At 39.1% G+C, this 20044-nt stretch carries 20 protein-coding genes and 1 other annotated feature; of the genes, 17 read left to right on the forward strand and 3 right to left on the reverse strand.

What is annotated here, in order from left to right:
* The first annotated feature begins 43 nt into the window (after window positions 1-43).
* From hpf to HMPREF9707_RS08630, 5 genes are all read left to right on the forward strand, one after another.
* A complete protein-coding gene (hpf, locus tag HMPREF9707_RS00360; protein WP_006700739.1) occupies window positions 44-601 on the forward strand; it encodes a ribosome hibernation-promoting factor, HPF/YfiA family in 558 nt (185 codons plus the stop codon).
* Window positions 602-758: 157 nt separating this feature from the next.
* Window positions 759-1829, forward strand: coding sequence for a methionine ABC transporter ATP-binding protein (locus HMPREF9707_RS00365; protein ID WP_006700740.1), 1071 nt, complete (start codon window positions 759-761; stop codon window positions 1827-1829).
* Window positions 1830-1867: 38 nt separating this feature from the next.
* The gene (locus HMPREF9707_RS00370) at window positions 1868-2560 is read left to right on the forward strand and encodes a methionine ABC transporter permease (protein WP_040442946.1); all 693 of its coding nucleotides are present in this window, start codon (window positions 1868-1870) and stop codon (window positions 2558-2560) included.
* Window positions 2561-2629: 69 nt separating this feature from the next.
* Window positions 2630-2897 (forward strand) — a binding site (T-box leader).
* Window positions 2898-3025: 128 nt separating this feature from the next.
* Window positions 3026-3871 carry a MetQ/NlpA family ABC transporter substrate-binding protein gene (locus tag HMPREF9707_RS00375; protein ID WP_006700742.1) on the forward strand — a complete coding sequence of 282 codons (846 nt, stop codon included), beginning with the start codon at window positions 3026-3028 and terminating at the stop codon, window positions 3869-3871.
* A gap of 93 nt (window positions 3872-3964) precedes the next feature.
* Window positions 3965-5391, forward strand: a protein-coding gene (locus tag HMPREF9707_RS08630) for an IS3 family transposase (protein WP_415751406.1) whose coding sequence is annotated in 2 segments (ribosomal slippage) — window positions 3965-4529 and window positions 4529-5391 — 1428 coding nt in all. Because the reading frame shifts where the segments join, the coding sequence is not laid out codon by codon here.
* A gap of 104 nt (window positions 5392-5495) precedes the next feature.
* Here HMPREF9707_RS08630 and HMPREF9707_RS00390 read toward each other — a convergent pair.
* Both HMPREF9707_RS00390 and HMPREF9707_RS00395 read right to left on the reverse strand, forming a co-directional pair.
* The gene (locus tag HMPREF9707_RS00390; RefSeq protein ID WP_006700745.1) at window positions 5496-6893 is read right to left on the reverse strand and encodes an HD domain-containing protein; all 1398 of its coding nucleotides are present in this window, start codon (window positions 6891-6893) and stop codon (window positions 5496-5498) included.
* Between the two features lie 19 nt (window positions 6894-6912).
* Complete coding sequence (locus tag HMPREF9707_RS00395) at window positions 6913-7758, reverse strand: lipoate--protein ligase family protein (protein ID WP_006700746.1); 846 nt, start codon at window positions 7756-7758, stop codon at window positions 6913-6915.
* 114 nt (window positions 7759-7872) lie between these two features.
* Between HMPREF9707_RS00395 and HMPREF9707_RS00400 the strand changes: the two genes are divergently transcribed.
* The 5 genes from HMPREF9707_RS00400 (at window position 7873) to HMPREF9707_RS00420 (ending at window position 12635) form a co-directional block, all read left to right on the forward strand.
* Entirely contained in the window at window positions 7873-8286 is a 414-nt protein-coding gene (locus HMPREF9707_RS00400) for a DUF1934 family protein (protein WP_006700747.1), read from the forward strand.
* A gap of 38 nt (window positions 8287-8324) precedes the next feature.
* Window positions 8325-8936, forward strand: a complete 612-nt coding sequence (rpoE, locus tag HMPREF9707_RS00405) for a DNA-directed RNA polymerase subunit delta (RefSeq protein ID WP_006700748.1) — start codon at window positions 8325-8327, stop codon at window positions 8934-8936.
* A 196-nt stretch (window positions 8937-9132) separates the two neighbouring features.
* Window positions 9133-10752: a CTP synthase gene (locus HMPREF9707_RS00410; RefSeq protein ID WP_006700749.1), complete on the forward strand. Its 1620-nt coding sequence runs from the start codon at window positions 9133-9135 to the stop codon at window positions 10750-10752.
* Between the two features lie 83 nt (window positions 10753-10835).
* Entirely contained in the window at window positions 10836-11693 is an 858-nt protein-coding gene (gene fba / locus HMPREF9707_RS00415; RefSeq protein ID WP_006700750.1) for a class II fructose-1,6-bisphosphate aldolase, read from the forward strand.
* A 108-nt stretch (window positions 11694-11801) separates the two neighbouring features.
* A complete protein-coding gene (locus HMPREF9707_RS00420) occupies window positions 11802-12635 on the forward strand; it encodes a glycosyltransferase family 8 protein (RefSeq protein WP_006700751.1) in 834 nt (277 codons plus the stop codon).
* Here HMPREF9707_RS00420 and HMPREF9707_RS00425 read toward each other — a convergent pair.
* The gene (locus tag HMPREF9707_RS00425; RefSeq protein WP_006700752.1) at window positions 12621-13355 is read right to left on the reverse strand and encodes a TraX family protein; all 735 of its coding nucleotides are present in this window, start codon (window positions 13353-13355) and stop codon (window positions 12621-12623) included. The genes HMPREF9707_RS00420 and HMPREF9707_RS00425 overlap by 15 nt on opposite strands.
* Before the next feature lie 145 nt (window positions 13356-13500).
* On the opposite strand from HMPREF9707_RS00425, the gene HMPREF9707_RS00430 reads away from it, so the two are divergent.
* The 7 genes from HMPREF9707_RS00430 to HMPREF9707_RS00460 all read left to right on the forward strand — a co-directional run bounded on the left by HMPREF9707_RS00430 (window position 13501) and on the right by HMPREF9707_RS00460 (window position 20024).
* On the forward strand, window positions 13501-14328 hold the full coding sequence (locus HMPREF9707_RS00430) for a hypothetical protein (RefSeq protein WP_006700753.1): 828 nt from the start codon (window positions 13501-13503) through the stop codon (window positions 14326-14328).
* A 16-nt stretch (window positions 14329-14344) separates the two neighbouring features.
* Window positions 14345-15607 (forward strand): UDP-N-acetylglucosamine 1-carboxyvinyltransferase, encoded by a 1263-nt coding sequence (locus HMPREF9707_RS00435; RefSeq protein ID WP_006700754.1) that lies wholly within the window; start codon window positions 14345-14347, stop codon window positions 15605-15607.
* A gap of 31 nt (window positions 15608-15638) precedes the next feature.
* Window positions 15639-16907 (forward strand): transcription termination factor Rho, encoded by a 1269-nt coding sequence (gene rho / locus HMPREF9707_RS00440; RefSeq protein WP_006700755.1) that lies wholly within the window; start codon window positions 15639-15641, stop codon window positions 16905-16907.
* A gap of 119 nt (window positions 16908-17026) precedes the next feature.
* Complete coding sequence (locus HMPREF9707_RS00445) at window positions 17027-18112, forward strand: M42 family metallopeptidase (RefSeq protein WP_006700756.1); 1086 nt, start codon at window positions 17027-17029, stop codon at window positions 18110-18112.
* A 12-nt stretch (window positions 18113-18124) separates the two neighbouring features.
* On the forward strand, window positions 18125-18577 hold the full coding sequence (locus HMPREF9707_RS00450) for an aminoacyl-tRNA deacylase (RefSeq protein WP_006700757.1): 453 nt from the start codon (window positions 18125-18127) through the stop codon (window positions 18575-18577).
* A 13-nt stretch (window positions 18578-18590) separates the two neighbouring features.
* Window positions 18591-18812 (forward strand): YdbC family protein, encoded by a 222-nt coding sequence (locus tag HMPREF9707_RS00455; RefSeq protein ID WP_006700758.1) that lies wholly within the window; start codon window positions 18591-18593, stop codon window positions 18810-18812.
* Between the two features lie 24 nt (window positions 18813-18836).
* The gene (locus tag HMPREF9707_RS00460; protein ID WP_006700759.1) at window positions 18837-20024 is read left to right on the forward strand and encodes a MalY/PatB family protein; all 1188 of its coding nucleotides are present in this window, start codon (window positions 18837-18839) and stop codon (window positions 20022-20024) included.
* Window positions 20025-20044: the final 20 nt, after the last annotated feature.

Here is a 20044-nt window from a genome sequence, read left to right on the forward strand (position 1 = left end):
TGTTTGAAAACTTATTTAGAATATTTGGAAAAGAGGGATAGATATGTTTAACTACAACGTACGCGGAGAAAATATTGAAGTCACTGAAGCTATACGTGCATATGCAGAAAAACGCGTCAGTAAATTAGAAAAGTACTTTGATGATGTCGCAGAAGCTACCGCTTATGTGAACTTAAAAGTATATCATGATAAAACAGCGAAAGCTGAAGTGACAATTCCACTCTCATTTTTAGTGTTACGAGCGGAAGAAACAACGGACGATCTATATAAGAGTATCGACTTTGTCGTCGATAAGTTAGAGCGTCAAGTTCGCAAATATAAAACACGTATTAATCGTAAATCACGTGAAAAAGGCTTGGAAGAAGCAGCCATCTTCGTTGAGTCTTCTGAACCAGAGGAACACCCTGAAAATGAATTGAAGATTGTCCGTAGTAAACGTATTAATCTTAAACCGATGGATAGTGAAGAAGCGGTCTTACAAATGAATATGTTAGGGCACGACTTCTTTATCTTTACGGATGCTGAAACGATGGAAATTGCGATTGTTTATCGCCGAAACGATGGCCGCTATGGCTTAATCGAGACAGCAGAATTAGACTAATCTTAACGTAAAATTAAGACACTTCTTATCGAAAGATAAGAGGTGTTTTTTTGCTGAAATTGAAAAACAAATGAAAAAATATTCATATGATAGATTGACATTTTCGAAGCGAGAGACTAGACTATGATACATTGAGTGAAAAGGGAGTGATAAAATCATGATTAAATTAGACAATGTCAGTGTCGTATTCCAAAATAAAAACTCAGCGGTCCAAGCCGTTAAAGATGTGAATATCCATATTCAGCCGGGAGAAATTTTTGGAATTGTAGGTTATAGTGGCGCGGGTAAAAGTACCTTAGTTCGTACGATTAATCTTTTACAACCGCCAACGGAAGGAACAATTTGGGTAAAGGGACAGAACATGATGGCGTTAACTCCTAAAGAATTACGTCAAGCTCGTAAAAAAATCGGGATGATTTTTCAACATTTTAATTTAATGGAATCAAGAACCATCTTTGATAATGTAGCATTCCCGTTGAAAGGGAGCGGGCTTAGCCGAGAAGAAAAAGGTCGACGTGTGGCAGAACTATTGGATTTAGTAGGTCTTGCTGATAAGGTTGATAGCTATCCAACCCAATTATCGGGTGGTCAAAAGCAACGGGTTGCGATTGCCCGTGCTTTAGCTAATGAACCGGATATCTTGCTATGTGATGAGGCGACCAGTGCTTTAGACCCGAAAACAACGAGTTCGATTTTAGAATTATTAGCGAAGTTAAATCAACAGTTAAATCTTACGATTGTGATGATCACACATGAAATGTCTGTGGTCAAAGACTTATGCCATCGCGTTGCGGTGATGGAAGACGGGAGTGTACTCGAACAAGGCTCAATTGTGGAGATCTTTACCGCACCAAAACGTCCTTTAACGCGTGAGTTTATTAATACGGCAACTCACTTCGACCAAGAAATGGAAATTGTTTTGAAGCATCCATCCACACAAGCCTTGAATGAACGTGGCGAAATCATTAGTATTCGCTATATTGGTGACCAAACGTTGGAACCTTTTATTACGCATTTAGTGCAAGAGTATGATTTAACGGCGAATATTTTATACGGGCATATTGAAATTTTAGATAATACGCCTGTAGGTAATTTACTTATTGGATTAGAGGGAAATCGACAACAAGTTGAACATGCTGTGCAAGGCATGACAGACCAAGGCATTATGGTTCAACGCTATAACGAACTATTACGTGAATATGTAAATGTAGAAGGGGGCGATTATTAATGCAACCTGTATTAACTTGGGAAGACACTTCTGTCCAAATGCTCGATTTTATTCAGCAGCACTTCCCATATGCTTGGGATTTACGTGATGAATTTGTAACAGCAACTTGGGAAACAATCTATATGTTACTCGTATCGATGGTTATCGGGGGCTTAATTGGCCTTGTTATGGGAGTTATTATGACCGTTACCGGAAAAGGGGGCATCTTAGAGAATCGGTTTATTTACCGTGTCTTAGATACCTTTGTCAATATTTTCCGATCGATTCCTTTTATTATTTTACTCGCATTATTGGTAGGGGTGACACGTTGGATTGTCGGTAAAACAACCGGACCTACCGCTGCAACTATTCCGACGATTATTAGTACGATTCCATTTTTTGCCCGTCAAGTTGAGATTGCTTTGCTGGAAGTAAACCCTGGCGTTGTTGAGGCGGCTCAAGCGATGGGCTCATCAAACTTTGATATTATTACGCGAGTCTATTTAAGAGAAGGACTGACCTCGCTCTTACGCGTAACAGCTTCAACCGTGATTAATGTAATTGGTTTAACGGCGATGGCTGGCTATGTTGGTGGGGGTGGCTTAGGAACGATTGCGATTGCCCGAGGTTATAACCGTAGTCGCTACGATGTTATTATTGTTTCTACCCTATTGATTTTATTGATTGTTTTTATTTCGCAATTAATTTTCAATTATTTAACACGACGTGCCAGTAAACATCTAGAAAATTAATTTCTGAAAAGTTTTTCAAAAAAGTGTTGACATTTATTTTATGAGAGGGTAAGATAATGTCACAGATTAAGAAACGCAATGATGTGAAAAGTAAATTGAGCAATTCTTCTCAGAGAGCTTACGTGTGGTGAGAGTAAGTAAGAAAAACTTAATTGAAAATGGTCACTGAGCGGTCATTCTGAATGCTTAAGCAATAAGAATGAACGGAAGCACCCGTTATCCATGCCACAGTATCGAAGGTATCGTAGTTTAGTATCCTTCCGCACTGGTAGAGGTTGTTATAGTAATATAACAACAAATAAAGGTGGTAACACGAAGTATAACTCTCGTCCTTTCAATTATGAAGGACGGGAGTTTTTATTTTGGATTGTGGTTAATCTGAGAGAGTCTGTCGCATAGCCAATCTGAAACGATTGGTGAGTCAAGTTGTTGTCGTACTAGATTTTATAAAAAGGAGAATGTAAAATGAAAAAATTTTTAAAAGCTTTATCTGCAGCGGTTGTTTTAGCGGGGTCATTCATTGGTCTAGGTACCGAAGTATCCGCAGAGCCTAAATTTGAAGATGAAAAAGTAACGGTTGGCGTATGTAGTGAGGCTGAAGAAGAAGTTTGGAAAGTTGTAGCGGAGAGAGCGAAGGAGGAAGGCATCGAAATTGAGATTGTCTTATTCACAGACTACGTACAACCAAATATTTCACTGCAAGATGGCTCAGTTGATTTAAATGCATTCCAACATGTCGCATTCTTAAATGATTGGAACGACTCAAACGATGGAGATTTAGTTCCAATTGGTTATACATATGTCACACCAATCGGAGTTTACTCTGATAAAATCGAATCATTAGATGAATTAAAGGATGGCGATACGGTTGCAATTCCTAATGACCCTACTAATGGTGGTCGCGCGTTGCTTGCTTTAGAATTAGCGGGCGTCATTGAAGTTGATGATGCCGCAGGCATCTTACCAGAAGTGAAAGATATTACTTCAAATCCAAAAAATATTCAATTTGAAGAATTAGAAGCGGGTCAATTAGCTCGTGTGTTACCGGACGTTGCAGCCGCAGTAATTAATAATACTTTTGCACTGGATGCAGGTTTAAATCAAGAAAGTGCTATTTTCTTAGATACGGATAATCCAGCAGAATTAAGTGATGACTACAAAAATGTTATTGCAACACGTAAAGACGACAAAGATAACGAAGTATATCGCTTTATCGTTTCTCTATACCAAACAGATGAAGTCAAAGAAAAATTAGCTGAAGTCTCAGACGGTGGCGATGTGCCCGCTTGGTCAGATCAAGATGACCTATAAGAATTTAATTTAATTCTAAATCAAAACACCTCACAAAATGAACTGACCCCCTAAAGTTGGACCAAGAAAAATCCAACTTTAGGGGGTATTTGTATGGCTAAATATCGTTTAGAATTCAAGATGAAAGTGGTCGCAGAGTATCTTTCTGGAACCATCAGCTTAAGATCATTGGCTAAAAAATATCAGTTCAAATCGACTATTCAAATTAGAACATGGATCAACGCTTATCAAACTTTAGGTATAGAAGGTTTAAAACGTTCTCGCAAAAGTAATTCATACAGTGTAGAATTTAAGTTGAAGGCAATTACGTTGTATGAAGCAAGTGAGAAGTCCTATCAAGACGTAGCGAATGAGTTGGGATTAAATAATCCAAGTCTCATTGCTAGATGGCGTCAAGAGTACCATAATCAAGGGGTTGAAGGACTTTCTCGAAAACGAGGGAGGCCACCGATGTCTAGAAATAAACAATCTAAAAACAAAAATCAAATGGATTCTCAGCCACTGAAAATAACGGATTTAGAACGGGCAAACAATCGCATTAAAGAGCTTGAATATGAGCTTAAAATGCAGACCATTAAAAATGAGTACTTGGAAATGCTAAAGAGCTTGCGGCTACAGAAAGCAACGAAGACAAAGCAAGAATCATCCACAAGCTCCGTCAACAAGAAAGATTTACCTTAACTGAGATTCTTGCGGCAATCAACTTCCCTAAATCCACCTATATGTATTGGCAGTCTCAATGGAAAAAACCAGATCCAGATCAAGAAGTAAAAGAAAAAATAATGTCAATCCGTGAGGCACATTCAAATTATGGCTACCGTCGAATTCATGCAAAACTTGTAAAAGATGGCTTGAAAATCAATCGAAAGAAAGTTCAACGCATCTGTCAAGAATTAAAGATTCAAGTCAAAAACTTTGGACGCAAATATCGTCGATATAATAGTTATAAAGGCATTGTCGGACAAATTGCACCCAATCGAATCAATCGTCGATTCGAAAGCTCGATACCGTATCAGAAGATTACGACGGACACAACAGAGTTCAAATACTATGAAGCAGATGATTCGGGCAAGCTTCAAGTAAAGAAATTATATTTAGATCCTTTTATGGACTTGTACAATCTAGAAATCATTAGTTTTAAAGTTTCTCATCAGCCTAATAAAGAAACGATGCTTGAAGCATTAGTGGAAGCGATTGAAGTTTCAAAAGACTGCTCTTATCGACGAACCTTCCATTCAGACCGTGGTTGGGCTTATCAAATGAAAGAATATCAAGCGTTATTGGAAGAACATCAAATATTTCAAAGTATGTCACGTAAAGGCAACTGTTACGATAATGCACCGATAGAGAATTTCTTTGGTGTAATGAAACAAGAGATGTATTATGGAAAAGTTTATCGAAGTTACAAGGAATTGGAACAAGCAATCATTGATTATATTCGTTACTATAACGAAGAGCGAATTAAGGAAAAGTTGAGCTGGTTAAGTCCTGTTGAATATAGACAGGCACAAACTGCTTAAGGATTAAATCCTATACACATAAAAAAGAGACAAGCAAAATATGCTTATCTCTTTGGTCCAACTAATTGGGGTCACTCTAAAAAGCGTTGTGAGGTGTTTATTTATTAAAAGAGTCTTTCTTGAATATTAAAGGTCACGTCATTGATTTCGGCTTGATAAGCCAATAGTACTTTCGTTTGATTTTCTGTCAATAATTCCGGATCTGTTTCTAGCAGTTGATGAATTAGCTCACGTGGATAATAGAGCCGGTGGTCTCCGCGTTGCTCTCCAGCAAATGATTGGACTAGCGGGCTAACTTGGCTGAGCTCAACAATTTGGCCCATTTTGGTAATTAAATCAATTTGAGTTCTTTGACTTGTAGCATTCGGTCGATAGAAGTCATATGGTAAATCAAATGAAGAATTAGAACCGAAATAATACTCAGGGTCTAAATTCATTTGAACTAATTCTTCTTGAATGGCTAAAGTTAATTCCGTAATGGTTGCTTCTGTGGTGAGTAAGGATTTGAAAGGTTTGCGATTGATAAAGCGATAAGCTAAGTCGGATAAGATGGTATCTTCTTCCTCAATCCATGCTGAGATATAGCTTGTTAATACATAATCGTCTAACTTGAGATAGTCCGCGAGTGTCCAATGATTTTCTAGAAATGGTGCCAAATATTCACTGCAGGAGGCGATCCGACTTGGATATTGTTGGAAGTAATCTCGGGCTCGAGCGAGGAGATTTTTTAAGACTTCCTCCATACCTCGTGCAACTGGGTGAAAGTATACTTGCATATACATTTGATAACGGCTAATAACATAATCTTCAACCGCATGCATCCCAGTAAAATCAAAGACAATCTGGCCTTGGTAAGGGCGGATGACGCGTAAGATACGTGTTGTATCGAATTTGCCATAAGTTACTCCAGAGTAATAAGCATCTCGAACTAAATAGTCCATACGGTCAGCATCAATTTGACTTGAAATAATGTGAACGACTTGACGGTTCGGATAACTTTTATTAATCACACTGGCGACTTTATCCGGGAAATCAGTTCCCATTTGAAGCAGCACTTGGTGCACTTCGGTCTCAGGAGAAGTGATAATTTGTTGCGTCACTGCTTCATGATTTGTCTGGAAAATAGACTCAAAAGTATGCGAGAATGGGCCATGCCCTATATCATGCAATAAAGCGGCACAAAGTGTCACTAGGCGCTCGTTGTCATCCCAAAGACCATCCCCAGCTTCTACTGAAGGATAGTTTCGCTGGAAATTATTTATAATACGGCGTGTGATTTCGTAAACGCCTAACGAATGATTGAAGCGACTGTGCTCAGCGCCATGAAAGATATAAGCTGAAGTACCTAGTTGGCGAATTCGGCGCAGACGTTGAAACTCTTTCGTATCAATTAACTGTAAAATTAAGTTATCTCGAATATGTATATAACCATGAACAGGGTCACGAAAAACTTTTTCACGAGGTAAAATTTGTTGCTCGTATCGGGCTTGATAAGTAGTCATCGTCTGCTCCTTTATAGTGTTATAGCTGATACTTAGAACTGCGTTGGTGTTGCTTTAATAGCATCTCTTGATAGATTGAATCAAGGGTAGAATCTTGATAGCTTAGTGGTTGAATTTCGGTGTGCGATTCAAAATATGTCATAATCATTTGCTCGAATTGCTCTACCGTAATGGGTTGGTCGAGCAATTGACTGAGTGTCGTCATACTTGCTGGATTGACAAGCGGATAGGTCGGATCGGCCTCGCTAATCCGGTAGAAAGTTTGAACTAATCGGCTACGTTCTTCTTGATTACCTTCAATACTTAGATAAGCCGCAATGGCTACGCCTGATTTGAAACGTCTTTGGGCAATGCCCCCTAATTTTAAACCATTTACAACAATGTCATAGCTCCCTGGGCAATAGGAATCAACAATCTCGTAGCTTTCTACTTGAAGATGGTATGGGTTGAGTAGTGTTTCTATTAGATCGACCATCAATTGATAGCCTTCATCAATTGATAAGGCGAAATAATCTGAGTCTACAACGAAACTGACATTACAAATTCCAGGATCACTAATGACGCATAATCCACCATGAGGTCGAACCGCAATTCGATAGTCATTATCCTTTAAATAAGCGATTCCTTGATTGAATCTTTCAACGCGGGTATCTTTTGCTCCAAGGTAGATGCTGTCGATTTTTGTTGAATAGAAGTGGAGAACGCCATAGGGTTTGTCATGCTGAGTTTGATTTTGCTGTACGATATAGCGTACTAAAGCGTCCTGATAAGCTAAGGCACTGTTTACATCTTGATCATCTGGGTTGTTCGCTTCATTTAATGTCTGCCATTGGAAAGTTGCTAGAAAATCATTTAATTGTGTCATAAAAACTCCAATCTTAAACTTCATTGTTATCGATTTATAAAGTTATCTGTAACGATAGTTTCATTATAGCAGAAATTTGATTATAATAGGAATGTGTACAGGAGGAGAAATTGAATGAAGCGTCAAAGCGTAGAGGTTAAAGTAAAGCAATTAATTCGATATAGTCACTGCGATGAATGGGAAGTCGAAGAATTGTCTTGTGAAGGAATCTATACGGAATTGAAGTCATACCGAAAAATTGAATATCAAGATGCGATGCAACGTAATGTGAGTTTAAAATGGGCGAACGATGCGCAAATAGATCACTTGGAGATTCGAATGCCAGAATATACCTTACAATTCAAGCATCAATTAACAACGCAAACACCGTATATGACCCCCCAGGGATTATGGTTACTTGATGTACATACCAATCAATTAGCTTATCAAGCATCTTCAGATTATGTCAGCTTGGATATCGCTTATCAGCTCTCTGTACCCCAAGGACCTTTGGGAGAATATCAATTTCAATTGCAATTTAATCACTAAGTCGGTAAGATAATAAAGTCAGGAAGGAAGTGCCCATAATGGAATTAAAAACCTTAGCAGGTCAACAAAAAAATGAATTGTCTTGGATTGAAGTTGCTTATGCTATTCTTGAAGAAAGTGGAGAAATCCATCACTTTAATGACCTTTTAATGAAGTTACAAGAATATTTAGAATTAAATGATGATGAGTTGAATCGTTTTATGGCCCGTTTTTATACCGATTTAAATATTGATGGTCGTTTTATCTCTGTTGGAGATAACCGTTGGGGATTAAGATTATGGTTCGCAATTGATGAGATTGATGAAGAGACAGCCACCTCTGATGAGGAAAGCGCGCCACGCCGCCGTCGTAAATCGAAACGAAGTGTTTACGGAGATGATGTGGTCGACTATGATTCGGATGACCCAGAAGATTCAGATCATTACGACGAAGAATTTGAAGATGATGATCTCGATGAAGATAGCGATGAAGATGAAGATGATGACGATATCGAATATGATCGTGAACTTGATGACTTTGAAGATGATCCCGATGAACTGGACGATGATCTCGAAGATTATGATGATGAGATCGGAGATATCGGTGAAGAGTACGATGAAGATGAAGATAGTTTAGATGAAGACGAAGAATATGATGAGGATCACGAATAGTTGACAGAATAGAGCAGAACTCACTGTTGACTCTCGTGTGAAAATCAATTATTATTTATCTTGGGCACTTCTCATAGCGAGAAGTCGAATCAAAACAAACTGAGCCTCCTTATCCCATGCTGGATGAGGAGTTTTTTTATTTTAAGAAGCAACCAGTCAGCAGATCTTAATCGCCAAATTAATGAGGAGGAGTAATATGACTAAATATATATTTGTAACAGGTGGCGTCGTTTCATCCATCGGAAAAGGAATTATCGCAGCCTCACTTGGAAGACTTTTAAAAAATCGTGGATTAAAAATTAATATCCAAAAATTTGATCCGTATTTAAATATCGACCCAGGGACGATGAGTCCTTATCAACATGGGGAAGTCTATGTGACAGAAGATGGCGCTGAAACCGACTTAGACCTAGGGCACTATGAACGGTTTATTGATATTAACTTAAACCAATACTCTAGCGTGACTGCTGGTAAAGTCTATGACACGATTTTACGCAAAGAGCGTCAAGGTGCCTACGATGGTCGTACCGTTCAAGTAATCCCTCATGTCACGAATGAAATCAAAGAGAAAATCATGCGAGCGGCTGAAACAACGGATGCAGATATTGTGATTACGGAAGTAGGAGGAACCGTAGGGGATATTGAAGGTCTTCCTTTCTTAGAGGCGCTACGTCAAATGCGGGCAAATGTTGGGCCTGAGAATGTTCTCTATATTCATACAACATTAATCCCATACTTGAAAGCATCGAGTGAATTAAAAACAAAACCGACCCAGCATAGTGTAAAAGAACTTCGTTCACTCGGTATTCAGCCTAATATGCTAGTCGTTCGAACCGAAGAGCCAATCCCTTCTTCTACAAAAGAAAAATTGGCGCTATTTTGCGACGTACCCTATAAGGCAGTCTTTGAATCTCGCGATGTTGAAACACTTTACACGATTCCTTTATCCATTCAAGAGCAAGGGATGGACCAATTTGTCGTTGATTATTTTGGTTTTGATGTTCCGCCGGCTGATATGACCGCTTGGGAAGAATTGGAACAACGTGTTTTAAATCTATCTAAGAGCGTTAAAATTGCGATTGTAGGGAAATATATTGAGTTACCGGATGCTTATCTTTCAGTCGTTGAAGCATTGAAACATGCGGGGTACCAATATGATGCAGATATCGATATTAAATGGGTTGCGTCTGACAAAATTAATGAAAAAAATGTTCAAGAAGCATTGCAAGATGTTGATGGAATTGTTGTTCCTGGCGGATTTGGGAAACGTGGTATCGATGGTAAGATTTTAGCAATTAATTATGCACGCACGCATAACGTACCGTTTTTAGGAATTTGTCTAGGGATGCAACTCGCTGCCGTAGAGTTTGCGCGTTATGTTGCGAATTTGACAGATGCGCATTCTGTTGAAATCGACCCGAATACGCCATACCGTATTATCGATTTAATGACCGATCAAACGGACGTCGATCAAGTGGGAGGTACCTTGCGTTTAGGTTTATATCCAGCGGTCTTAGAAGAAAGTTCATTAGCAAAACGCCTTTATGGTAATGCGGACCAAATGAATGAACGACACCGTCACCGTTATGAATTTAACAATGAATATCGTGAAATGTTAAAAAAACACGGCTTACACTTCTCCGGTGTGAGCCCAGATGGCAAATTAGTTGAAGTGATTGAGCTGCCAAATCATCCATTCTTTATTGCAACACAAGCACATCCAGAATTCACTTCACGACCAAACCGACCAAATCCACTCTTTGCGGGATTAATTCAAGCAAGTATTGAACATAGCGAAAATTACGATGTAAATTAAAACAAAAAGTTTTCATAAAAATACTGTTGTCATCGAAAACAATAAGGTATAATAGAATCAGAATATCTGAGAGGAGATTATAAATGAGTCGATTAGTCAGTATGACAGAAATGTTAAATAAAGCAAAAGAGGAACATTATGCGGTTGGTCAATTCAATATTAATAACCTTGAATGGACCCAAGCTGTATTGCAAGCAGCACAAGAAAATAAATCTCCAATTATTTTAGGAGCTTCTGAAGGAGCGACAAAATATATGGGAGGGCCAGAAGTTGTTGTAGCGATGGTCAATGCTTTATTAGAAACAATGGATATTACGGTTCCAGTTGCTTTACACTTAGACCACGGTTCAAGTGTTGAAACATGTAAAGCAATGATTGATGCAGGTTATTCATCTGTTATGTTCGATGGATCTCATCATCCAATTGAAGACAATATTCGTATGACGAAAGAAGTTGTTGACTACGCGCATCCTAAAGGCGTATCGGTCGAAGGAGAAGTAGGTACGGTTGGTGGAGAAGAAGATGGCGTAATTGGTGGTATCCAGTATGCAGACCTTCATGAATGTGAACGTATGGTAAAAGAGGCTGGAGTGGATGCGTTAGCAGCGGCACTCGGTTCTGTTCACGGACCTTACCAAGGAGAACCTGTTTTAGGTTTTGATGAAATGTTAGCTATTTCTGAAGCGACTCAAACACCGCTAGTATTACACGGTGGATCTGGAATTCCAGAACATCAAATTAAAAAAGCAATTGAACGTGGTCATGCTAAAATTAACGTGAACACGGAATTGCAACAACAATGGACGAAAGCGGTTCGTGAAAAATTAGCAACCGATGACAAAGTCTATGACCCACGTAAAATCATTGGGCCTGGTAAAGAAGCGATTATTAAAATTACCAAAGAAACAATGGATATGTTTGGATCAACAGGTAAAGCATAAAATTCAAGAAAGCTGTGACGGATGTCACAGCTTTTTTTGTGGGTTTCATTATCAGCGTTATCTATAAATCATGTTATAATGAGACTTAAAGAGACGAAGGAGAAGCCGATGAATATATTATTTTCTATTGATGAACGATTTGTCGAACCGATGCTGACGACATTATATTCTATTCGCATAAATAATCCACAACCACATTTCGATATTTTTGTTTTACAAAAACAACCTTTAGCGCAAAATCAACGGATCAGCCAATGGTGTGAAGCTTATCAGATGACGTACCACCCTATTTTAATTGATGCGGAAGCCTTTCAACATGCCCCGGTCCTAAAACACTGGAATGAGACAATCTACTATCGACTGTTGGCGCACGATTATTTACCTCATCATTTAGAGCGAGTCTTATATTTAGATGCTGATATATTATGTATTAATGCGCTCGATTCATTGTATGATTTAGAAATGGGAGCTAACTATTACGCGGGAGCGAGCCATGGGCGATTAATTAATGAGACGAGGGAAAAATTTAATCGATTGCGTCTACAAAATCCTCAGCTTGAAGAATATATTAATACAGGCGTATTATTAATTAATTTGGAAGCTTGCCGGCAGAATGTGTCAGATAAGGTGATTTTTGATTATATTGAGGCCAATCGGCGCCTATTACTTTTACCAGACCAAGACGTCTTAAATGGTCTGTACGGAGCCCATATTCATTTAATTCCAGATGAAATTTATAACTATGACGTTCGCTATCCAAAAGTGTATGAACTATTTAGCGAACATCCCATGACTGCTCAGCGCGTGATGCAAGAAACTGTCTTCTTGCACTATTGCGGCAAAGATAAGCCATGGGATGCTAAAACAAATAATGATTTTAATTTATTATACTTACATTACCAAGCAAAACGAGAACAACAACAAAAGTTATGGGTAGATTAAGTAGCGAGCCAAACCTGCTAAAATAATTAAATGAATTGGGTAAAATAAGTAAAATAGTTTTGAGTTGAATTTACCCCGCTGTCCATTATAAAAGTAAATCAAAATAAAGCTTGGTAAAGCGTAAAAATTATAGCCTAAGTAAATGAAGCTTCCAGCTAGCACTTGATAAAGACGTTCGGCTTTAAAAAGATACAATACAACAATCAATAAAACACCAAAAATATCATAATCTGTGTTTAAAAAATAACTGAGTGCGCAAGTGGAAGAAATAATCGCTACTTGAATTAGTGTGTTGGCTTTAAAATGTTTCATACCGGCCAATGTGAGTAATCCTAGAAAGAGCGTAAAGTATACATTTTGGGCAGAAAAATCAAAAATCACTTGCGATCTGGCAAGATCAAAGGGGATCTCAGATAATAAAGCGAATATCCCTAAACGAAGTAGGTAACGTTGGATATTACGAGTATGAATAGCACCTTGAACAATTAGAAAGCAAAAAATAGGGAAGGCCAACCGGCCAATAGCACGCGTAGCATAGTAAATCTGTTGCCAAGTGGCAGCAGATTGAGCGTCCGCAGATGTTATGCCTATCAATTGAAAATTGATCCATGGCAACAATAAAAAAGCCCCCACATGATCAATCAACATTGACAGCATTCCGACAATTTTAAGGGTAGTACCGCTGATTGGAGAGCGATCTGTTAAGTGCGATGAATTCATCTAAGTGATCCTTTCTTTTAAATTACATCGTATTAATAAGTGAGCTTTATTATAGCAATGATTGAATAGGTATATCAACTTTATATTTATAGCCAAATGTGTTAAAATCGATGAGCGATATGAATGAAATGGAGGGGAGCGCAAAATGGAAGTACAATACAAAGAATGTGAGCATCACGTATTTGCTGCATTAACAGAGCATATGATTGAGCATCGTCAGTATTCAATCCTTCAAGAAACCCTTCACCAAGCAGATGCCAAGAAGTGGCAAAAGCAAATCACCTTAACGCAACTTGCGCAAGCATATCTCACCAATGATTTAGAGTCAATCCGTGAATTAGCCGTGGTGTTAGAACGAAATTACTTGCTAGCACCTTCGCAATTAGAATTAAGAATCTACAGCTATATTCACCATATGAATCAACTCTATGAGCGTCAAGCTTGGACAGACTATTTCAGAGCAATCTCACCAGTTATGGTAGATCTCTTTGCATTATTAATTGAACGGCATGCCATTCCGGAATTGAGTCATTATATGGAACCTGTTATTAAACCAACTGATGATGGGCGCCAGATTTATAAAGGTCTTCATTGGATTCAAGAAAAAATTGAGGCGGATGATAATGTAATCCGCAAAACATGGCAAAATTATTATGGTGATTATTTTAACTATGGCCATTATGTGTCTTCGAGCCATTTAATTAAATTGATGCAAGATACAATGGATCCGTCCTTTGTAACCCCTGCACAAACATTGCGTCGAATTGAAAAAGATATACGTAATATCGTTGCGCACGAAGCCATTTACTTGTCGCCAGAGCGGATTTATCACCGGAGCTTAATGACAGCGGAAGAGATTCACCAACTGTTGCATCATTTATGTCAGCAAGCTCAATTGAATGATCCAAGACAGATAGGTATTTTAAGTAATATTGACGAAGAATTGCGCACGTCGATACATCAAGATTTTTAAACTAAGGGAGTAAACTATGAAAAAGTTGATTATACGCGGTGGAAATCCACTGAATGGAGAAATTACAATTAACGGTGCCAAAAATAGTACTGTGGCTTTAATTCCAGCAGCTATTTTGGCTGATTCTGAAGTTGTCTTAGAGGGTGTACCAGATATTCAAGACGTGCACTCATTGATTGAAATATTGAATGATTTTCACGTTAAAACAGAATTCAAAGATAACGTATTACGAATCGACCCGACAGAAATTCAATCCATTCCGATGCCAACAGGTAAAATTCAAAGTTTAAGAGCGTCATATTACTTTATGGGGTCACTTTTATCTAAGTTCGGTGAGGGAGTCATTGGATTACCTGGCGGTTGTGTCATAGGGCCTCGCCCGATTGACCAACATTTGAAAGCTTTTCGCTCTTTAGGCGCACAAGTTGATGATCAGTACGGTGTCATTACCTTGACATCGCCAAATGGACTAAAAGGCAACCGAATTTATATGGACGTCGTGTCTGTTGGAGCAACAATTAATGCTATTTTAGCTGCTGTTAAAGCAGAAGGTAAGACTATTATCGAGAATGCGGCAAGAGAACCTGAAATTATTGATGTTGTCACATTACTGAATAAAATGGGAGCCAACATTCGTGGTGCTGGAACCAACGTAATCCGGATTGAAGGTGTGAAAGAATTAACAGGTACCAATCATACGATTATCCCTGACCGTATCGAAGCCGGGACGTATATTTCTTTAGCAGTAGCTATGGGAGAGAAAGTCCGGATTAATAACGTGATTTATGAACATATTGAAAGTTTTATTGCGAAATTAGATGAGATGGGCGCACGAATGACGATTGGCGAAGATTCGATCGATATCGAGCGCACAGATGAGCTCAATATGGTTAACATTAAGACCTTACCATATCCTGGTTTTGCAACTGATTTACAACAACCTTTAACTGCATTATTGCTGAAGACGCGCGGAGAAGGGACCATTATGGATACAATTTACCCACAACGCGTGAAGCATATTCCAGAACTAAATCGAATGGGAGCAGATATTCGTGTCGATGGCGATATTATTCGCCTAAAAGGCCCTTGCAAGCTGACCGGAGCTCCGGTTGTTGCAAGTGACTTACGAGCAGGAGCTTGTCTTGTCATCGCAGGTCTCATGGCTGAGGGAGAGACGGTGATTACTGGAGTTGACCATATTTTAAGAGGCTATGCGCATATTGTTGATAAATTAAAAGCAATCGGCGCGGATATTGAGATGATTGAAGAGGACGAATAATTGGAATGAACGTATTAGAAAGAGGCAATCAATGAGCGATGAATTCTCCTTAGAAACGTTACTCAATAAAGAAGTGAAAGAACTCTATAATTATGCGAAAGAGTTGGAAATTCCTAATTATAGTGAATTAAATAAAAAAGAATTAGCACTCGCAGTAATGCGTACGCAAGAAGAAAAACAAGGCTTTTTCAATGTTGAAGGAGTCCTAGATATTATCCCTGGTGATAATTTCGGTTTTCTACGTCCGATTAACTATTCACCAAGTCAAGAAGATATTTATATTTCTAACTCTCAAATTCGTCGTTTTGATTTGAGAAATGGTGATAAAGTGGCAGGGCCAGCTCGTCCTGCCAAATCAAACGAACGTTATTATGGCTTAATGCAAGTCTCAACGGTTAATGGGAAAGATCCAGAATTAGCGAAGGAACGAGATCACTTCCCGAGCCTGACACCACTGTATCCTGATGAGCAAATTAAATTAGAGTATCAAGTCAATGTGTTAACCAATCGGATGATTGATATTGTATCACCCGTTGGATTTGGACAACGTGGGTTGATTGTATCGCCACCGAAGGCCGGTAAGACATCGACTTTAAAAGAAATCGCGAATGGAATTGCAACCAATTACCCAGATGTCGAGTTATTAGTGCTTTTAATCGACGAACGTCCCGAGGAAGTGACCGATATTGAACGTTCAGTAAGAGGCGAAGTTATTTCGTCAACCTTTGACCAAAAACCTGAAAATCATATTCGAATTGCGGAACTCGTTTTAGATCGGGCAATGCGACTGGTAGAAGATGGACGAGATGTTGTAATTCTAATGGATAGTATTACTCGCTTAGCTCGAGCATACAACTTAGTAGTCAAACCGAGTGGGCGAACATTAAGTGGTGGTTTAGACCCGGCTTCGTTTTATTTCCCAAAACGCTTCTTTGGAGCGGCTCGCAATATTGAAGACGGTGGCTCACTGACTATTTTAGCGACTGCTTTAGTTGATACGGGAAGCCGGATGGACGATATCATTTATGAAGAATTTAAAGGGACCGGGAATATGGAGTTGCACCTGTCACGTCAGTTAGCGCAGCGACGTATTTTCCCTGCGATTGATATTCAACGTTCAGGTACGCGAAAAGAAGAACTATTAATGATGCCGGAACAGCTAGAATCGATTTGGAATTTCCGTCGAATGATGACCGGTGATTCGCTAGATTATACCGATCAATTTGTTAATATGTTGCGGAATACAGCGAATAATGAAGATTTCTTTGCACAAATGAATCAACTAACTCAAATGAAATAATAAGGCGACGGTACCGTCGTCTTTTTTGATCTATAGAAGTATCATGAAATATTCTTGGAAGCGCTTGGCGATAAAGGGTGTTTCTTCTATAATTAGATATATAGAAAGTGAGGCAGGCGATGAAATATATTGACTTAATTACGGCACTATCGAACGCGAAAGGAGCTCCTGGATTCGAAGAGGAAGTTGTTGAAGTGTTGCAACAATTTAGGGGTTCTTACTCGATGCAGGTAGATTCCATGCATAATACTTACTTTAATCTCCAGTCTATCGATTCAAGTAAACCAACTGTGATGTTAGATGCGCACTTAGATGAAGTAGCCTTAATGGTTAAAGGCATTGATGCGCACGGCTTAATTACGCTCCAGACATTGGGAGGGTGGATGAATGAACATATTGCCGGACAGACGTACTTTGTCCGTAATCGTTGGGGAGAATATATTCGAGGTATTTGTACTTCCAAACCCATTCACTTCTTAACCCCAGCTGAACGTGAACGCAAGATAGAACTTCAAGACTTGAAAATTGATGTGGGCGTAAGATCACGCGAAGAAGCCATTGAAGTCTATGGAATTGAAGTAGGACAGCCAATCGTTCCAGCCACGCAAGCGGAAGTAAAAAGCGAGACCGGCTTTGTTTTAGGCAAAGCTTTTGACGATCGGATTGGCGTTGCATTGTCGGTAGCGATTATGAATGAGCTGGCGGATGAATTAGATCAGCTACCGTATAATCTAGTGGCTGCATTCTCTACTCAGGAAGAAGTTGGACTTCGCGGCGCTAAAGTGACAGCACAACGGGTCAAGCCACAAATGGCTTTTGTATTTGAAGGTTGCCCAAGTGATGACTTTACATCGAGCGATGCACTCGAACAAGGAAAATTAGGTTTTGGACCGCAAATACGTCACCGCGATGTAAGCTATATATCAAATTCACGAATTATTCAATGGCTGCAATCCGCAGCTGAGGCAAAGAACATCTCGCTTCAACATGCTGTAAGGGAAGGTGGCGGTACGAATGCTGGTTCGATTCATTTAGCGCAACAGGGTATTCCATGTGGTGTGATCAGTGTGCCTGCAAGATATGTTCACAGTCATGCAAGCTATATTTGTTATCAAGATTTTGAGGATGCACTTCAACTGATGTTAGCGACATTGAGAGGGTTAACTCAAGAAGATATCGATCAATTTGAGTTGCGTTCGTATTAGGTGATGAATAAAATGGCAAAAAAAGATAAAACAAATGTAATGCGAATATTAGATCAACAACGTCTGGACTATGATGCATATCAATTTGAAGGTGATACTCCTTCTATCCCCGATGCCCCAATCTATAAAACGTTGGTAACCGTTGGGAAGTCAAAGGAACACTATGTCTTTGTAATTCCACTCGATTGTGAGTTGGATCTCAAGAAAGCAGCCCAAGTCGTGGGTGAGAAGAGTATCCATATGATTAAAGAGAAAGAATTATTACCTTTAACTGGCTATGTGCACGGAGGGTGCTCGCCAATCGGGATGAAAAAACACTTCGTGACAATTCTTGATGATTCGGCGAAGACACTTGATAAAATAATTTTTAGTGGTGGAAGAATTAAATTTTCAGTTGGGATGAAACCAGACCAATTACTAGAACTTGTAAACGGACAATATGGCAATGTAGCTTTAGAGCATTGAAAGGATAGAAGAGATGGCAGAATTTAGTTTTGAAATTCAAGAGCACGTCGGTGTATTATCGGAAAAACCGAACGGTTGGTCTAAAGAATTAACCCGCGTTTCTTGGAATGGGCGCGAAGCAAAGTATGATATTCGTGACTGGAGTTCGGACTATTCAAAAATGGGGAAAGGAATTACCTTTACTGAAGAAGAATTACATAGTTTATATAATATATTAGGCGAATTATTTGACTAGAGATTACGAAAGAAGGGGCAGAAGATGTATCAATTTGATGAAGTTGTGGAACGGCGAGGCACTTTAAGTAAAAAGTGGGATCCACAGACCTTAGAAGAGATGTTTGGTAATCAAGAAGCGCTACCACTATGGGTAGCAGACATGGATTTTCGAGTACCACCCGAAGTAATCAACCATTTAAAACAAGCAGTAGAACATGGAATTTATGGATACTCAATGGGGGAACAAGCAAATCAAGCTTTTGCAAGTTGGGTCGAACGCCGTCACCATTGGACAATCAAATCCGAATGGATTGTAAATACACCAGGGGTCGTCGTAGGTTTAAATAATGCGATTCAAGTTTTTACCCAACCCGGGGACCAAGTACTAATCCAACAACCCGTCTATCCACCTTTCTATCACAGTATTATCAATAATGGAAGACAAGTAGCTAATAACCCATTAATTCGTCAGGGAGATCAATATCAAATCGATTTTGAACACTTCGAAACGCTAGCCAAAGATCCACTGACTCGCTTATTTATTTTATGCTCACCGCATAATCCATTAGGTCGAATTTATACACCTGATGAATTGAAACGGATGTTTGATATTTGCTTCAAATATGATGTTCAAGTCATTGTGGATGAAATCCATAACGATATTATTATGCCAGGGTATGAGTTCACAACGATAGGACAATTAGGCGAAGCCTATTATCAAAGGATTATTACTTGTATGGCTCCGAGTAAATCATTTAATATTGCGGGATTACAGTGGTCGGCGATGGTCATTCCAGATGAAGGAATTCGTCAAAAATTCAGTCGTCACTTAGAACAAATGGGAATTCGACTCTGTAATCCTCTCAGCTTTGTTGGAGTGGAAGCGGCTTATCAGTATGGAGATAGCTGGTTAGACACGTTAATTGTCTATCTCAATGATAATTATCATTATATGAAAGAGCGTTTGGCTCAATCACTGCCGTCACTTGAAGTACTAGAATTACAAGCTACCTACCTATCTATTTTAGACTTCTCGAATTATCTGCTCGATGAGGCCACGCTCGAAGATTTAATTTATCGAAAAGCTGGGGTAGCATTGAATGCAGGAATTTGGTTTGGAGAAGCGGGTGAGGGATTGATGCGAATCAATCTCGCTTGTCCGAGAGCAACTTTAGAAGAAGCACTCAATCGTTTGATTGAAGCTTTAACCCCCTTTGAAAACAAGGCTTAACATAAATACCGTGGAAGACC

This window comes from Falseniella ignava CCUG 37419 (assembly GCF_000301055.1).
In the GTDB taxonomy this organism is placed as follows: domain Bacteria; phylum Bacillota; class Bacilli; order Lactobacillales; family Aerococcaceae; genus Falseniella; species Falseniella ignava.

Coding starts and splice junctions, on each gene's coding strand:
- HMPREF9707_RS00450 (WP_006700757.1), top strand. CDS start 18,125: ATGGCAAAAAAAGATAAAACAAATGTAATGCGAATATTAGATCAACAA.
- HMPREF9707_RS00430 (WP_006700753.1), top strand. CDS start 13,501: ATGGAAGTACAATACAAAGAATGTGAGCATCACGTATTTGCTGCATTA.
- HMPREF9707_RS00365 (WP_006700740.1), top strand. CDS start 759: ATGATTAAATTAGACAATGTCAGTGTCGTATTCCAAAATAAAAACTCA.
- HMPREF9707_RS00370 (WP_040442946.1), top strand. CDS start 1,868: ATGCTCGATTTTATTCAGCAGCACTTCCCATATGCTTGGGATTTACGT.
- HMPREF9707_RS00395 (WP_006700746.1), bottom strand. CDS start 7,758: ATGACACAATTAAATGATTTTCTAGCAACTTTCCAATGGCAGACATTA.
- HMPREF9707_RS00400 (WP_006700747.1), top strand. CDS start 7,873: ATGAAGCGTCAAAGCGTAGAGGTTAAAGTAAAGCAATTAATTCGATAT.
- HMPREF9707_RS00390 (WP_006700745.1), bottom strand. CDS start 6,893: ATGACTACTTATCAAGCCCGATACGAGCAACAAATTTTACCTCGTGAA.
- HMPREF9707_RS00375 (WP_006700742.1), top strand. CDS start 3,026: ATGAAAAAATTTTTAAAAGCTTTATCTGCAGCGGTTGTTTTAGCGGGG.
- HMPREF9707_RS00455 (WP_006700758.1), top strand. CDS start 18,591: ATGGCAGAATTTAGTTTTGAAATTCAAGAGCACGTCGGTGTATTATCG.
- HMPREF9707_RS00435 (WP_006700754.1), top strand. CDS start 14,345: ATGAAAAAGTTGATTATACGCGGTGGAAATCCACTGAATGGAGAAATT.
- rho (WP_006700755.1), top strand. CDS start 15,639: ATGAGCGATGAATTCTCCTTAGAAACGTTACTCAATAAAGAAGTGAAA.
- HMPREF9707_RS00425 (WP_006700752.1), bottom strand. CDS start 13,355: ATGAATTCATCGCACTTAACAGATCGCTCTCCAATCAGCGGTACTACC.
- HMPREF9707_RS00410 (WP_006700749.1), top strand. CDS start 9,133: ATGACTAAATATATATTTGTAACAGGTGGCGTCGTTTCATCCATCGGA.
- hpf (WP_006700739.1), top strand. CDS start 44: ATGTTTAACTACAACGTACGCGGAGAAAATATTGAAGTCACTGAAGCT.
- rpoE (WP_006700748.1), top strand. CDS start 8,325: ATGGAATTAAAAACCTTAGCAGGTCAACAAAAAAATGAATTGTCTTGG.
- fba (WP_006700750.1), top strand. CDS start 10,836: ATGAGTCGATTAGTCAGTATGACAGAAATGTTAAATAAAGCAAAAGAG.
- HMPREF9707_RS00445 (WP_006700756.1), top strand. CDS start 17,027: ATGAAATATATTGACTTAATTACGGCACTATCGAACGCGAAAGGAGCT.
- HMPREF9707_RS00460 (WP_006700759.1), top strand. CDS start 18,837: ATGTATCAATTTGATGAAGTTGTGGAACGGCGAGGCACTTTAAGTAAA.
- HMPREF9707_RS00420 (WP_006700751.1), top strand. CDS start 11,802: ATGAATATATTATTTTCTATTGATGAACGATTTGTCGAACCGATGCTG.